A 15,261-nucleotide genomic window follows, 5' to 3' on the forward strand; every position below is an offset into this window, starting at 1 on the left:
GTATCTGTTCGCCACCTTCTTCGTCTGCGGCTTCACCACCAACGGGCTGGTCGGCACGCATCTTATCGCGTTCTGCGGCGACATGGGCATCGGCGAAGTGCAGGCCGCCGGCCTGCTGTCGATGATGGGCATCTTCGACCTGATCGGCACGACGTTGTCGGGCTGGCTCACCGACCGCTACGATCCGCGCAAGCTGCTCGGCGTCTATTACGGCATTCGTGGCCTGTCGCTGATCTATCTGCCCTATTCCGGCTTCTCGGCCACCAGCTTGATCATCTTCGCCGTGCTCTACGGCCTCGACTGGATCGCCACCGTGCCGCCGACGCTGCGGCTCGCCAACGAGGCGTTCGGCGATCGCAGTGGGCCGATCGTGTTCGGCTGGATCGTCGCCGGGCACCAGATCGGTGCGGCCGCTGCCGCCGCCTTTGGCGGCACCATGCGCGAATTGCAGGGCAATTACGAACTGGCGTTCCTGATCGCCGGCATGACGGCAATCGCCGCCGCCTGTATCTCGCTGCTGATCAACACCAGCAAGCCGGCGTTCGATCCGGAGCCGCAAGCGGCTTAGGCGCGACGCTAATCTCCCCCCGAGAGGGGGAGATGGCCGCGAAGCGGCCAGAGGGGGGTCGGTCCGACTGGGCTCGGCCTCTTGCGATAGAAGGAGGTTAGCGCTCCACGCGCGGCGACCCCCTCTGTCGCCTTCGGCGACATCTCCCCCTCGAGGGGGGAGATTACCCTGTTCATTGTTATCAAACCTTCATCATCCCGAGATGCGCCTGAAACATTGACGCTGGATTTTGGTGGCACCGTTCAAGCCATCCAGGAGACAGCCGTGAACAAGCTTTCGATGACCCGCCGTGCTTTCGTCACTTCCGCCGGTGCCGTTGGCCTGGCCGGCGTTTCCGGCCTGGCGCTACCCTATTATTCGCGCGCCAACCAGCGGCCTTCCTTCACCCATGGCGTCCAGTCGGGAGATGTCGACGCCACCAGCGGCGTGGTGTGGACGCGCACCGACCGACCGTCGCGCGTCATGTTCGAGATGTCGTCGACGGAGAATTTCACCAATGCGACCCGCCTGGCGCCGCTCGATACGTCGCCGGCCAGCGATTACACGGTCAAGCGGCTGCTCACCGACCTCGCTTCGGACCAGGATATCTTCTACCGCATGACATCGGCCGATCTCGCCGACATCAACGCCGTTTCGGAGCCGATCACCGGCCGTTTCAGGACGGCGCCAGCCTCGAAGCGCGACATCCGCTTTGCCTGGTCCGGCGACACCGCCGGCCAGGGCTGGGGCATCGATGAGACCGGCATGAAGACCTACGCCACGATCGGCAAGCACACGCCCGACTTCTTCCTGCATTCAGGCGACACCATCTATGCCGACGGCGCCATGAAGGACGAGGTCGACCTGCCCGGCGGCGGCAAGTGGAAGAACGTCGTGCTGATCGACGGCAAGCGCAAGGTCGCCGAAACGCTGGACGAGTACCGGGACCAGTGGAAATACAACATGATGGACAGGAACGTGCTCGGCCTGAGCGCCATCTGCCCGACCTTCTACCAGTGGGACGACCACGAAGTGCTGAACAATTGGTCGGATTCGAAGGACCTCAGCGCCGACAACCGCTACACGGAAAAATCCATCCACGTGCTGGCGGCCCGCGCGGCGCGGGCTTTCCACGAGATGACGACGATCCGCTACGAACCGTCCGAGCCCGGCCGCGTCTATCGCAAGATCGCTTATGGGCCGCTGCTCGACGTGTTCTTCCTCGACATGCGCTCCTATCGCGGCCCCAATGGTCCCGACATGCAGGATGAGATGACGCCGCAATCGCGCATGCTCGGCGAACAGCAGACGAAATGGCTGAAGCGGGAGCTGGCAAATTCGAAGGCGACCTGGAAAATCATTGCAGCCGACATGCCGCTAGGCCTCATCGTGTGGGACGACGGTGCCAAGAAGGTCGGCGCCGAGGCGGTCGCCAACGGCGACAACGGCCCGGCCAAGGGACGCGAGCTCGAGATCGCCGACCTGCTGCGCTTCATAAAGAATGCCGGCATCAGCAACACCGTCTGGCTCACCGCAGATGTGCATTACACGGCCGCGCATTATTACAACCCGGACAAGGCGCAGTTCCAGGAGTTCAATCCGTTCTGGGAATTCGTCTCGGGTCCGATCCATGCCGGCACGTTCGGTCCCAACGATTTCGACATGACGTTCGGTCCGGAGCTGAAGTTCATCAAGGCGCCGACCGCCGAACAGGGACAGAACCTGCCGCCCTCGGCCGGGCTGCAATTCTTCGGGCTCGTCGATATTTCAGGCGCCAGCGAGCAGATGACGGTGCGGCTGATGGATCGCGACGACAACGAACTCTACAAGGTGACGCTCGACCCGGTGCGGTCGGCGTAAGCGCGCTTCTCAACCCTCCCCCTAGTGGGGAAGGTCGGCGGCGGCTTCGCAAAGCGAAGCTGGCGAGACGGGGCGGGGGGTGAAGCGCTGACTAGTCCGGGTAGCAGACCATGGGGATATTCGGCCAGACGGCGCTGTCGCAGTTGGCGGCGTCCTGGCGCTGCTTGAAGGCGGCGCTGACCGGGCCGGTCACCATCGGGTCGACGCCGTCTGGTGCGTCGGCGAAAATCTGCTCGGCCGACTGTGCCTCTGACGGCAAGGCAGGCCGTGATTCCTTCATCGTCGCGGCCGACTGCGCGGCGTTGGCCGCCAGCAGGACGGCGAAGGCAACAGACGCGATGAGCGGCCAGAATCGGTTGAGTTTATCGGTCATGACGTTTGAACTGCCCGGGCCCCAAAGGGTTCCCGCCTTGGTTAACAAAATCATCTCACACGCAGATGCTTAAGATTTGATGAGTATTTGGTGACGCTCCTCCTCTTTCGCAACTGCGAAAAACCCTGTATGAGCCGCGCAACCGAAAGAGGCAGCGCCTTTTGGCCTGCTGCCTGCAACGCTTCCGAGACCAGAACATGAAAATCCGTAATATCGCGATCATCGCGCACGTCGACCATGGAAAGACCACCCTGGTCGACCAGCTTTTGAAGCAGTCCGGCTCCTTCCGAGACAATCAGCGCGTCGCCGAGCGCGCCATGGATTCCAACGACCTCGAAAAGGAACGCGGCATCACCATCCTGGCCAAGGCGACTTCGGTCGACTGGAAGGATACCCGCATCAACATCGTCGACACCCCCGGCCACGCCGATTTCGGTGGCGAGGTCGAACGCATCCTGTCGATGGTGGACTCAGCCATCGTGCTGGTCGACGCAGCCGAAGGGCCGATGCCGCAAACCAAGTTCGTCGTCGGCAAGGCGCTCAAGGTCGGCCTGAAGCCGATCGTCGTCATCAACAAAATCGACCGTCCGGACGCCCGTCACGTCGAGGTGGTCAACGAGGTGTTCGACCTTTTCGCGGCGCTCGACGCCACCGACGAGCAGCTCGACTTCCCGATTCTGTACGGTTCAGGCCGCGATGGCTGGGTTTCGGAAAATCCGGAAGGACCCAAGGACCAGCAGCTGGGACCGCTGTTCGACCTCGTCATCAAGCATGTGCCGGAGCCGACCGTTCATCCCGGCCCGTTCCGCATGATCGGCACCATCCTGGAAGCCAATCCGTTCCTCGGCCGCATCATCACCGGCCGTATCGAGAGCGGCACGCTGAAGGCCAACCAGCCGGTCAAGGTGCTGCATCATGACGGTACCCAGATCGAAACCGGCCGTATTTCGAAGATCCTGGCCTTCCGCGGCCTCGAGCGCCAGCCGATCGAAGAAGCGCAGGCGGGCGACATCGTCGCCATTGCCGGCCTGTCGAAGGGCACCGTCGCCGACACGTTCTGCGACCCGAGCGTGAGCGAACCGCTGCATGCGCAGCCGATCGATCCGCCCACCGTGACGATGTCGTTCCTGGTCAATGATAGTCCGCTGGCCGGCACCGAAGGCGACAAGGTGACCAGCCGCGTCATCCGCGACCGCCTGCTGCGCGAAGCCGAAGGCAATGTCGCGCTGAAGATCGAGGAATCGCCCGACAAGGATTCGTTCTTCGTCTCCGGCCGCGGCGAATTGCAGCTGGCCGTGCTGATCGAGACGATGCGCCGCGAAGGCTTTGAAATCGCCGTGTCGCGTCCGCGCGTCGTCATGCAGAAGGGCGAGAACGGCGAATTGCTGGAGCCGGTCGAAGAAGTCGTCATCGACGTCGATGAGGAGCATGCCGGCGTCGTCGTGCAGAAGATGTCCGAGCGCAAGGCCGAGATGGTCGAACTGCGCCCGTCCGGCGGCAATCGCCAGCGCATCGTCTTCCACGCGCCGACCCGTGGCCTGATCGGCTACCAGTCGGAGCTTTTGACCGACACGCGCGGCACCGCCGTGATGAACCGGCTCTTCCACGCCTATGAGCCCTACAAGGGTGAGCTGCCGGGCCGCACCAATGGCGTGCTGATTTCCAACGAACAGGGCGAATCGGTCGCCTACGCGATGTGGAACCTGGAAGATCGCGGCCCGATGGTCATCGATCCGGGCGTCAAGGTGTATCAGGGCATGATCATCGGCATCCATAGCCGCGACAATGATCTTGAAGTGAACGTGCTCAAGGGCAAGAAGCTGACCAACATCCGTGCCGCCGGCAAGGACGAGGCGGTCAAGCTGACGCCGCCGATCCGCATGACGCTGGAACGCGCCCTGGCCTGGATCCAGGACGATGAACTGGTCGAAGTGACGCCGAAGACCATTCGGCTGCGCAAGCTCTATCTCGATCCGAACGAGCGCAAGCGGTTCGAGAAGTCGTCCAAGGTGGTCGGCGCGGCGTAAGCTCTCTATTTCCCAACAATCGAGAGGGGCGGAGCAACCAGTGTTCCGCCCCTTTTTCGTTCATCCACCGGCAGCCGAGATGATGGCCTGCCGATCGGCCTCGCCGGCCAGATCGATGCGGATCGCGATTCCCGCGCGGGTAGGCTTGCGCAGGGCCTTTGCGCCATCCGGGTCAACGATGAGCAGCCGCCTCTTTTCCAGCGCCTGAAGCCGTGATCGCGAGATGCCGAGTTCGCCAGCGAGCAGCCGGTCGAGTCGCAGCGATGTCGGCATTTCCAGCCCAAGCTGGATCTCCAACACGGTCGCGGCTTCCCGGGTGTCGCCGAGCCTGCGCTTGTGAATGCTGACATCGGAGAACTCCTCGACGCGCCCGATCCGGTTGCGCAACGCGATTACATCGAAGGCATGACGGTGAGCGAGTGCAGGATCGTTGCGTTCGAGCGCCGCCAGCAGCGCCGGGTCGATGTCGCGGCGGTTGCAGCGCTCGAAAATGCCGAAATTCCAGGAGTTGTCGCAGTCGATGCAGCGATAGATCAGCCACACGTCGATGCGTTTGCCGTTGGCGTTGACGCGGAATTTCCCGCTGCTGCAATAGGCCTTCACAGTGCCGCAACGATTGCAGCTGATGAGCGGCCGAGGTGGGGTTTGGGGTGCGATCGTCCAATGGATACGCTGAAGTCCAGACATGCCGATAAGCCCTTCCCGTCGGGAAGTTCATCAGGCCGGCGATGTCGAGATGCCCATGCGGGCGCGGCGTGGCGGTCGCTTGCTATGATCGGAAATCGGATGTCACGGGCGGCAGCGCGCAACAACGGTTCAGCAGTGCCAAACCGGTCTCGAACCGCCGCCCAGAAGAACACATGAAAATGAAAACAGACACCGCGAATGCGGTGTCATGCAGTGTGTCGGGGGAGTTGACGAGACCGGCGGTTACGTAGGCAAAGTGACGCTCAAAATTGTTTCGCGGCGGCCTTTCTAGCCGCGAGATGCTGGACCGACAAGGGTCTTTTGTCGGTGCTACCGCAGCCGAGCCACTTGCGCTAATATCCGAAATCAAAGGTTTTCAACCAGAGACCCCGGTTATGCACGCCACCTCGCTCCTGATTTTCGCCGCCGCTCTGTTCGTTGCCGCCGGTTCGCCCGGTCCCTCGATCGCGGCGCTTGTCGCGCGCGTCATCTCGAAAGGGTTTCGCGACGTGTTTCCGTTCCTGCTCGCCATGTGGATCGGCGAGGGCATCTGGCTGTCGCTGGCGGTGTTCGGCCTGGCTGTCGTGGCGCAGACCTTCCATTTCGCCTTCGTCGTGGTGAAATGGGTCGGCGTCGCCTATCTCGCTTACCTCGCCTGGAAAATGTGGACCGCGCCTGTCGATGCAAAAGAGGGCGAGATGCCGCGCGAGGATTCTCCGGCAAAGCTGTTCTTCGCCGGCATGGCGGTGACGCTTGGCAATCCCAAGATCATGATGTTCTACCTGGCGCTGCTGCCGACTATCATCGACCTCGCTTCGGTCAGCATCGTCGGCTGGGTCGAGCTGACGGCGACCATGGCCGTGGTGCTGGTCGCCATCGATCTCGCCTGGGTGCTCGCCGCATCACAGGCGCGCAAGCTTTTGAAGAGCAAACGCGCCATGAAGATCGCCAACCGCGTCAGCGCGACGACCATGGCCGGCGCCGCGGCGGCGATCGCTGCTCGCTGATCTTCCCCTCGCCCCGTTTACGGGGAGAAGGTGGCCCGAAGGGTCGGGTGAGGGGCAGCGCAAAGTTGGCCCTCCATTCACGGATGTTGGTGCCGCCCCTCGCCTGCCTGCCGGCATCTTCTCCCCGTAAAAAGGGGAGAAGAAAGCAAATTCACCGTGCCATGGCGTGGTATTCGTCGTTCGGGCGCATGTCGATTGCCGCGGCCACGCGGTTCGACATGTTGAAGAAGGCAGCGGTCGAGGCGATGTCCCAGATGTCGCGATCGGTGAAGCCGGCCTGACGCAGCGCGGCCCGGTCTGCCTCGACGATCTTGGCCGGCTCTTCAGTCAACTTGACGGCGAATTCGAGCATTGCGGTCTGCCTGGGCGAAAGATCGGCGGCGCGGAAATTCATCACGATCATTTCGCCGAGCGCCGGATCGCCGGAGAGCTGGCGCACCGCCGCGCCATGCGCGGTCAGGCAATAATAGCAGTGGTTGATCGAGGAGACGGCGACCGCGATCATCTCGCGTTCCAGCTTGGTCAGCCCGGACTCACCCAGCATCAAATCGTTGTACATGTCGGTGAAGGCGCGCAGCTTCCTGTCGTCGAAGGCATAGGCCTTGAGCACGTTGGGGACGAGGCCGAGCTTCTCCTCGCATTTGGCGAAATAGGTTTTTGTCGCCTCGCTCAGCTCTCCCTGGCCAAGATCAAGCGCGCTGATTTTGCCGGTCATGGGTCATTTCTCCTCGTTGCGCGGCATCTTGTCGCCAAATTCCGATAATTCTTGGCAAGCCGTCAAACCTTTGTCGCCAAACAGCGGTCATCTGCTACCATAATCGTAAAAGCATTCGACGGGAGGGACGTGCGTCATGGCCAGCGTGAAATCCGCGAGCAAGCCGAAGAAAAAAGCCACGGCAGCGATTAAAGCGGAGGAAAGGCCGGCCAGGCTTGCAGACTATCTGCTCGCCCGCGCGCCAGCTGAAGACATAGCTCCCTACGATGTGGCCGACCTGGAGCGGGCTGCCGATCTCGCCGGCCAGGCAGTCGCCACTCACAGGAAAGGCGAGTGCGTCGTCGCCGTCGATGCCGATTCGGGCGTTGTGCGAGACGGCCGCCCGATGACGGTTGTCACAGTCGTCAACGACAACATGCCGTTCCTGTTCGATTCCATCCTCGGCGAGATCACCGAGACATCGGGCGAACCGACCCTGGTCACCCATCCGGTTATCGTGGTGCGCCACGGCAAGGGCGGCGTGGAAGAAATCCTCGGCGACGGCAATTTCGCCAAGGACGATGGCAGCCACGACCGGCTTAGCGTCATCCATGTCCACATCCCGCGGCTGACATCAGAGCAGGCGAGCGGATTGAGCGAGCGGCTGCGCAAGATCCTTGGCCAGGTTCATGCCGCCGTTCACGACTGGAGGCCGATGCTGGCCCGCCTCGATCAGGCGATCTCGGAATTCCGCTATACGGCCGTGCCGCTCGACAAGAAGAGCGTTGCCGAGGCCCTCGCCTTCCTGGAGTGGCTGCGCGACGACAATTTCACCTTCCTTGGCATGCGCGAGTTCAAATACACCGGCGGCGAAGAAAGCGGTACGCTGGAGCGCGCTGAAAAGCCCGGCCTCGGCATCCTGTCCGACCCCGACGTGCTGGTGCTCAGGCGCGGCACCAAAGCGGTGACGACGACGCCGGAGATCCGCGCCTTCCTGCATGGGCCGGAGCCGCTGATCGTCACCAAGGCCAATGCCAAGTCTTCCGTGCACCGCCGCATCTATCTCGACTATATCGGCGTCAAGACCTACACCGCCAAGGGCACGCTCGCGGGCGAATTGCGCATCGTCGGTCTGTTCACCTCGACCGCCTACACGCGCTCGGTGATGAAGATCCCGTATCTCAGGTCCAAGGCCGAAACCATCATCGCCAAGTCCGGCTTCGACCGGCACGATCACTCCGGCAAGGCGCTGATCAACGTGCTGGAAAGCTATCCGCGCGACGAATTGTTCCAGGTGCCGGTGCCGATCCTGAGGAAGCACGCCGCTGCCATTCTGGGCCTGGTCGAGCGGCCACGCGTGCGGGCGCTGGTGCGCGCCGACCAGTTCGACCGTTTCGTCTCGATCCTCGTCTTCGTGCCACGCGACCGTTACGACAGCGTCGTGCGCGAGAAGATCGGCTCGTATCTGAAGACCGTATTCGAAGGCCGGCTGTCGGCCTACTACCCGGCCTTTCCCGAGGGCGGGCTGGCGCGCGTGCACTTCATCATCGGCCGCTCCGGCGGCAAGACGCCGAAGGTCGAGCAAGCGACGATAGAGGCGGCGATCCGCGACATCGTGCGTACCTGGGAGGACGCCCTTTCCGATGCGGCCGAGGCCAGTGGCGGCGACCAGGCTTTGAAGGCGATTGCCGCGCGGCTGCCGGAAAGCTACCGCGATTCGTTCAGCGCGGCGGTGGCGCTGGCCGATGCCAGGCGCATTGCCAAGATCAGCGCCGGCAATCCGATCGCCATCGATTATTATCGTCATGCCGAGCAGAAACCGCATCAGGCGGCGCTGAAAATCTATCACCATGGCAGCCCGGTGGCGCTGTCGCGGCGGGTGCCGGTGCTGGAAAACATCGGCTTCCGCGTCATCAGCGAACGCACCTTCGAGGTCGGCGACGACCAGTCAAGTTTGGTCTTCATCCATGACATGGAGTTGGAGAACAGCTACGGCAAGCCGATCGACCTGACCGATGGCGGCGCGCTGTTCGAGGACGCTTTCCTCTCTGTCTGGCGAGGCGATGTCGACAATGACGGCTATAACGGCCTTGCCCAGACCGCCGGCTTGTGGTCGGGCGAGATCACCATCCTGCGCGCCTATGGCCGCTATCTGCAGCAGGTGGGCATCCCGCAAAGCCAGGATTTCATCGCCGCCGCGCTCAATCGCTATCCCGACATCGCGCGGGGCCTGCATGCGCTGTTCATCGCCCGGCTTGGCCCGACAGCCGAGACCGAAGGCGTGGTGGCCGCAAAGCACCTCAAGGCCAAGATCAAGGACGCGCTGGAGGATGTGCCGAACATTGATGACGACACCATCATCCGGCGCTATCTCAATCTGATCGAAGCCTCGCTGCGCACCAATCATTTCGTTGCCGATACGAAGGAGAAAGGCCAGTCGCTGGCGATCAAACTCGATTCGCACGCGGTCGAGGGCTTGCCGGCGCCGCGGCCGTGGCGAGAGATCTTCGTCTACGGTTCCGAGGTCGAAGGCCTGCATCTGCGCTTCGGTCCGGTGGCGCGCGGCGGCCTGCGCTGGTCCGACCGCGCCCAGGACTACCGCACCGAGGTGCTCGGCCTAGTCAAGGCACAGCAGGTCAAGAATGCCGTCATCGTGCCGGTGGGGGCCAAGGGCGGCTTCTATCCGAAGAAGCTGCCGATGAGCGCCGGTCGCGACGCGATCTTCGAGGCCGGCACCTCAGCCTACAAGAATTTCGTCTCCAGCCTGCTGTCGATCACCGACAATATCGGTCTCGACGGTGTCATCCCGCCGGCCGGCGTCATCAGACGCGACCCGGACGATCCGTATTTCGTCGTTGCCGCCGACAAGGGCACGGCGACCTTCTCCGACACCGCCAACGCGATCTCGGAGAAGCACGGCTTCTGGCTCGACGACGCCTTCGCCAGCGGCGGCTCGGCCGGCTATGACCACAAAAAGATGGGCATCACCGCCAAGGGCGCCTGGGAAGCGGTCAAGCGGCATTTCCGCGAGATCAACCGCGATATCCAGACCTCGTCCTTCACGGTCGTCGGGGTTGGCGACATGTCGGGCGACGTGTTCGGCAACGGCATGCTTTTGTCGCCGAAAACCCGGCTGATCGCCGCCTTCGACCATCGCGACATCTTCATCGACCCCGATCCCGACATGGCAGCCTCGATGGCCGAGCGCGAGCGCATGTTCGCGCTGCCGCGTTCGAGCTGGCAGGACTATGACAAGACGAAACTGTCGGAAGGCGGCATCATCGTCTCGCGCAACCAGAAATCGATCACCTTGCCGGCGGCGGCGGCGGCGGCGATCGGCCTGGCCAAGACCACCGCCACGCCGGTCGAGATCATGACCGCCATCCTCAAGGCACCGGTCGATCTCCTGTGGTTCGGCGGCATCGGCACCTATCTGCGGGCATCGACCGAAACCAATGCCGAGGTCGGCGACCGCGCCAACGATGCCATTCGCATCACCGCGCTCGATGTCCGGGCGAAAGTGATCGGCGAGGGCGCCAATCTCGGCGTCACGCAGCGGGCGCGCATCGAGTTCGGCCTAAATGGCGGCCGCTGCAATTCCGACGCCATCGACAATTCGGGCGGCGTCAACTGTTCCGACGTCGAGGTCAACATCAAGATCGCGCTGGCATCCGCCATGCGCAAGGGGTCGTTGACGCGCCCGGCACGCAACAAGCTGCTGGCCGAGATGACCGACGAGGTCGGCTCGCTGGTGCTGTCGAACAACTACCAGCAGACGCTGGCGCTTTCGATCGCCCGCAAGCGCGGCCTCGCCGACATCGCGCATCAGAGCCGCTTCATGACGGCGCTGGAAGCGCGTGGCCTGCTCGACCGCGCGGTGGAGACGCTGCCGTCGCCGTCAGCGCTCGCCGAGCGCGAAGCGCGCGGCGAACCGCTGACGAGAGCCGAACTTGGCGTGCTGCTCGCCTATGCCAAGATCGTGCTGTTTTCCGACATCGTCGCCAGCGACGTGCCTGATGACGCGCATTTCGACTGCGACCTGATGGGCTATTTTCCCGACCGGATGGCGAAGAAATACGCCACAGAGATCCATGGCCACAGGCTGCGCCGCGAGATCATCACGCGCGTCGTCGCCAACGACCTGGTCAATCGCGGCGGCCCGTCCTTCGTCAACCGGCTGCAGGAAGCCACGGGACGCACCGCCGCCGACGTGGTGCGGACCTTCGCCTTGGTGCGCGACGGTTTTGCCTTGCCGGTGCTCTATCGCGAGATCGACGCGCTCGACAACCAGATCGACGGCCAGGTGCAGCTCGATCTCTATCAGATGGTCAGCCGGCTGATCTACGTGACCAGCGGCTGGTATCTCAAGAACGATGCCGGCACGGCACCCCTCGGCCAGCGCATCGCCGAGCTGCAGGAAGCACGCAAGGCGCTGGAACCGAAGCTCGTTGCGCTACTGCCGGCTTTCTCGCGCGAGCGCATCGAGGAGAAGCGGCACGGGCTGTTCAAGAGCGGCGCGCCGGAAGGGCTGGCCGGGCAACTGGCGCTGAGCGAGGTGGCGGAACTTATCCCCGACATCGCGCTGACGGCGCGCACCGCCGGCGCCGATATCGTCGCCGCGGCCAAGGCGTTCTTCGCCGTCAGCGATGCCTTCCGCATCCCGCGTGTCGAGGACGCCGCACGCTCGATCACGCCTTCGGACTACTATGATCAGCTGGCACTGTCGCGCGCCACCGACACGATCGGCGCGGCACGGCGCGGCATCGCGGTGGCGGCACTCACCGGCCACGCCAAGACGGCCGATCCGGTGGTTGCCTGGCTGGACGCCGGCGGCGAGCGGGTGGCGCGCATCCGCGAGCGGCTGCAGGCGCTGACCGAGGGCGGCGACATCACCGTGTCGCGGCTGTCGGTGGCGTCGGGGCTGATGAGCGATCTGACGGGGATGTGAACCGCCGATGATCACCACACGCATCACCGGATGCGTGTGGCTCTTTTCGAATGCCATCCGCTTCGAAACCAGCGTTCTACAAGCTCACCAGGAATGTTTGAGCGTGCCGACGATCTTCAGCCGGTCGCCGTAAAATTCGGTTCCGTAATAGCTGGTTGTCAAATACTTCCGGTCGAACAGGTTCGTTGCGTTCAGGGCCAACGTCACGTCCTTGGTCATCTTGTAGCTGATCGCCGCATCCACCAGTGCGTAGCCGCCAATCGAAGTCGTGTTCGCGTCATCCCCGTAGGTTTGTCCGATATAGCGCACGCCTCCGCCGATGGTCAGGTCGCCACGCCGTCCCTCCTCGGGTAGCGTATAATCAACCCAGGCCGAAGCCAGGTGGCGAGGGACACGCTGCGGCCGATTGCCGGCATTTCCTCCAATACCGTCTTCCAGGATCTCGGCATCCCAGTAGGAATAGGCAAGTGTCAGGTTCAGGTTTTCCGCAATGGCGGCCTTGCCCTCGAGTTCGATGCCGCGGACGCCAACCTTGCCAATCTGCTGCTGGACAACAGGCGTGACATAGGTCGGAACATTGGTTTGGGTAAGGTCGAAGACCGCGGCCGTGAACAGGCCGTCGAAGCCGTCGGGCTTGTACTTGATGCCTGCCTCATACTGCCTGCCCTCTTGAGGCTTCAGCGAACCCGAGACCGCATATCCATTGGCGCTTGGCGCCACGAGCGGCTGGAAGCTTTCCGAATAGTTGGCGTAGACCGCGAGGTTCGGAGTGAATTTGTAGGTCAGGCCGGCGCGCTTGGTGAAGGCGGACGCCGTGTCGTCGTCCTGCGTTCCCGAGTCGGGATAGTCCGCCGTCGTATGCACGCGGTCCCAGCGCCCGCCCAAGGTGACGATCCAGCGGTCGTCAAACGTCAATTGCTCCTGGGCATAGACACCGACCGCCTGTTGCTTGACCCGCCAGTTCACGTAGGGGCCGAGATTGATGCAGGACAGACCGCAATAGGTCGGATTGTCGATGTCGATGGGACCGGCGGTGCCGAAGAGGATGTTTTCACGGGTGTTGTCGTTGGCGTAGTCGACGCCGACAAGCGTCTTGCTGCCGATCCCGTCCCAGCCCGTATCGTATTGCAACTGATTGTCGAAGGCATAGCGGTTGGACAGGCCATCGACGGAAAATGCTGTGCGGTTCGCCGTGGGGTCAAGCGACGCGCCGTAGACCTCGGCGTAGTCGAGGCTCAAATGCGTGTAGCGGGCATTGGAGCGGAAGGTGAGGTTCTCGTTGAACTCGTGCTCGAACTGGTAGCCGATATCGACCTGCTCCGTGTTGAAGCGGTTGAAATCCGGCTCGCCCAGGAATGTGCCGATGTCGATATTGCCGCCAGCCGGGGTGCCGCGTGCGCCTGTGCCATCTCGCTTGTAATAGTCAGTCAGGATGGTGAGCGACGTTCCTTCCTCGGGCTTGATGGTCAACGCGGGCGCGATGTAAAGCCGATCGTCGTTGGAATAATCCCATCCTTGATCGCCATCCTTGGCCAGCCCGGTGAGCCGATAGGTCCACACGCCATCGGGGTCGATTGGCCCGCCAAAATCAACGCCAACCTCCTTGGTACCGTCGCCATAGGACGTGTAAATCTCCCCCTGCTTCTGGTCCAGCGGCCGCTTGGTGATGGCATTGACCAGTCCGCCAGGACCGTTGAGACCAAAAAGCGTCGATGTCGATCCCTTCAGGACCTCCACGCGCTGAAGTCCGTAAGGTTCGAGACGGCTGGCCGTGAACCAGGCGGGGATGCGCGCCGTGAGACCATCGCGATAGGTACCGAGCGATGTCTGGTCGAAACCGCGGATGCGAATATAGTCGTATCGGTCATCGTTGCCGAACTCGTCGGTGAGGACGCTGGATGTATAGGCCACGGCCTGCTGCAGGCTTTCGACATGGCGCGCCTCCAGTTCCTTCTGGGTTACCACTGAAACCGAGGCGGGAACGTCGACGATCGGCGTATCGGTCTTGGTGGCGGTCGCCGTATCCTCGGCGACGATCGTTTGATCGGGCCCGACAAGGCGGTCCGACTTGCCGGTGACGACGATGGTTTCCAGTTGAGTTGCATCGTCCGGCGAAATCACCTGGGCCCGGCCGGCCCCCACCCCTCCAAAAGATGCCGCTATCAAGGCACTGCCCGCAATCAATCGCCTTGCCTGAGTGCGCGACAATGCCTGTCGACCAATCGTCATCTCTTATTCCCTGTCAGACCATATCGAGCCGTTCGACCGGCGACTTTCCGGCCCTGCGCGAGCGCAATTAGTCAAACTGGATAAAAAGAGTCAACTTAATAATCAAGAAATTCGCGCCGGCGGCAATCGCTGCGAAGCAGGGGGTGGAGGACGGTGCCGGACCTTCGGCCCGACTTCCCTCGCGAGAAAAAATAAGGGCTTGGCCCGCGCCGCGGAGGAAAGCCAATTGCTGGGTTTTCGAACAACGAACGCCCGGCAGGGGCAAGGGACGGCACCAAGCTTCGTTCATTGCATGAGCGCATGAAACATGCAGACATGGCGCCCGACACGGAACCGGTGCCGGGGGATCATCATGACGGTAGAAACAGTGCAGCGTGCGTCCGGGCGCGGCATCTGGGGATGGATGTTGTTCGACTGGGCGGCGCAGCCGTTCTTCACCGCCGTCACCACCTTCATCTTCGGGCCTTACTTCGTGTCGCGGATGGCGAGCGATCCGGAAACCGGGCAGGCGGCCTGGGGCTACGGCATTGCCGCGGCAGGTCTTGTCATTGCGGTGCTGTCGCCGATCCTCGGCTCGATCGCCGACCAGACCGGACCGCGCAAGCCTTGGATCGCATTCTTTGCCGCGGTCAAGGTCACCTGCCTTTGCATGCTTTGGTTCGCGGCCCCCGGTTCGAACCTTTTCCTGGTCGTGCTGTTCTTTTCGCTGGCGTCGGTGGCGGCGGAGTTTTCGACCGTGTTCAACGATTCGATGATGCCGCGCCTGGTGCCGAAGAGCGAGATCGGCCGGATTTCCAACATGGCCTGGGGCCTTGGTTATCTCGGCGGCATGATCGTGCTGGTCTTCGTCGTCGCCTGCCTGGCCGGTTCGCCTGAGACCGGCAAGACG

The 15,261-nt window shown here is 62.8% G+C and carries 9 protein-coding genes and 1 pseudogene (1 of these 10 cut by a window edge); 6 read left to right on the plus strand and 4 right to left on the minus strand.

Annotation, left to right across the window (positions count from 1 at the left end):
• Both EOC06_RS14490 and EOC06_RS14495 read left to right on the plus strand, forming a co-directional pair.
• A pseudogene (locus EOC06_RS14490) lies at positions 1-568 on the plus strand (MFS transporter) (it extends 730 nt beyond the left edge of the window).
• Positions 569-832: 264 nt separating this feature from the next.
• On the plus strand, positions 833-2,407 hold the full coding sequence (locus tag EOC06_RS14495) for an alkaline phosphatase (RefSeq protein ID WP_128308089.1): 1,575 nt from the start codon (positions 833-835) through the stop codon (positions 2,405-2,407).
• Positions 2,408-2,498: 91 nt separating this feature from the next.
• Here the strand turns inward: EOC06_RS14495 and EOC06_RS14500 are convergent, their stop codons facing one another.
• Complete coding sequence (locus tag EOC06_RS14500) at positions 2,499-2,780, minus strand: hypothetical protein (protein WP_245466367.1); 282 nt, start codon at positions 2,778-2,780, stop codon at positions 2,499-2,501.
• A 197-nt stretch (positions 2,781-2,977) separates the two neighbouring features.
• Between EOC06_RS14500 and typA the strand changes: the two genes are divergently transcribed.
• Positions 2,978-4,807, plus strand: coding sequence for a translational GTPase TypA (typA, locus tag EOC06_RS14505; RefSeq protein ID WP_023811726.1), 1,830 nt, complete (start codon positions 2,978-2,980; stop codon positions 4,805-4,807).
• A gap of 60 nt (positions 4,808-4,867) precedes the next feature.
• Here typA and EOC06_RS14510 read toward each other — a convergent pair whose 3' ends face one another.
• The gene (locus EOC06_RS14510) at positions 4,868-5,494 is read right to left on the minus strand and encodes a DUF1062 domain-containing protein (RefSeq protein ID WP_128308090.1); all 627 of its coding nucleotides are present in this window, start codon (positions 5,492-5,494) and stop codon (positions 4,868-4,870) included.
• A gap of 395 nt (positions 5,495-5,889) precedes the next feature.
• On the opposite strand from EOC06_RS14510, the gene EOC06_RS14515 reads away from it, so the two are divergent.
• Positions 5,890-6,501 (plus strand): LysE family translocator, encoded by a 612-nt coding sequence (locus EOC06_RS14515; RefSeq protein WP_128287912.1) that lies wholly within the window; start codon positions 5,890-5,892, stop codon positions 6,499-6,501.
• Between the two features lie 151 nt (positions 6,502-6,652).
• Here EOC06_RS14515 and EOC06_RS14520 read toward each other — a convergent pair whose 3' ends face one another.
• On the minus strand, positions 6,653-7,216 hold the full coding sequence (locus EOC06_RS14520; RefSeq protein ID WP_128308091.1) for a peroxidase-related enzyme: 564 nt from the start codon (positions 7,214-7,216) through the stop codon (positions 6,653-6,655).
• A 136-nt stretch (positions 7,217-7,352) separates the two neighbouring features.
• Here EOC06_RS14520 and EOC06_RS14525 point away from each other — a divergent pair, with 136 nt between their 5' ends.
• On the plus strand, positions 7,353-12,143 hold the full coding sequence (locus EOC06_RS14525) for an NAD-glutamate dehydrogenase (RefSeq protein ID WP_128308092.1): 4,791 nt from the start codon (positions 7,353-7,355) through the stop codon (positions 12,141-12,143).
• Between the two features lie 84 nt (positions 12,144-12,227).
• Here EOC06_RS14525 and EOC06_RS14530 read toward each other — a convergent pair whose 3' ends face one another.
• Positions 12,228-14,372, minus strand: a complete 2,145-nt coding sequence (locus EOC06_RS14530) for a TonB-dependent siderophore receptor (protein WP_128308093.1) — start codon at positions 14,370-14,372, stop codon at positions 12,228-12,230.
• Positions 14,373-14,724: 352 nt separating this feature from the next.
• On the opposite strand from EOC06_RS14530, the gene EOC06_RS42520 reads away from it, so the two are divergent.
• On the plus strand, positions 14,725-15,261 hold a 537-nt coding region (locus tag EOC06_RS42520), incomplete at its 3' end, for an MFS transporter (protein ID WP_245469595.1).

Origin of the sequence: Mesorhizobium sp. M7A.F.Ca.MR.362.00.0.0 (assembly GCF_004023175.1) — a bacterium.
Classification (GTDB): domain Bacteria; phylum Pseudomonadota; class Alphaproteobacteria; order Rhizobiales; family Rhizobiaceae; genus Mesorhizobium.

Excerpts from the sequence above, each read along its gene's own strand:
- EOC06_RS14510 (WP_128308090.1), bottom strand. The coding sequence starts at position 5,494 with ATGTCTGGACTTCAGCGTATCCATTGGACGATCGCACCCCAAACCCCA.
- EOC06_RS14525 (WP_128308092.1), top strand. The coding sequence starts at position 7,353 with ATGGCCAGCGTGAAATCCGCGAGCAAGCCGAAGAAAAAAGCCACGGCA.
- EOC06_RS14515 (WP_128287912.1), top strand. The coding sequence starts at position 5,890 with ATGCACGCCACCTCGCTCCTGATTTTCGCCGCCGCTCTGTTCGTTGCC.
- EOC06_RS14530 (WP_128308093.1), bottom strand. The coding sequence starts at position 14,372 with ATGACGATTGGTCGACAGGCATTGTCGCGCACTCAGGCAAGGCGATTG.
- EOC06_RS14500 (WP_245466367.1), bottom strand. The coding sequence starts at position 2,780 with ATGACCGATAAACTCAACCGATTCTGGCCGCTCATCGCGTCTGTTGCC.
- EOC06_RS14520 (WP_128308091.1), bottom strand. The coding sequence starts at position 7,216 with ATGACCGGCAAAATCAGCGCGCTTGATCTTGGCCAGGGAGAGCTGAGC.
- typA (WP_023811726.1), top strand. The coding sequence starts at position 2,978 with ATGAAAATCCGTAATATCGCGATCATCGCGCACGTCGACCATGGAAAG.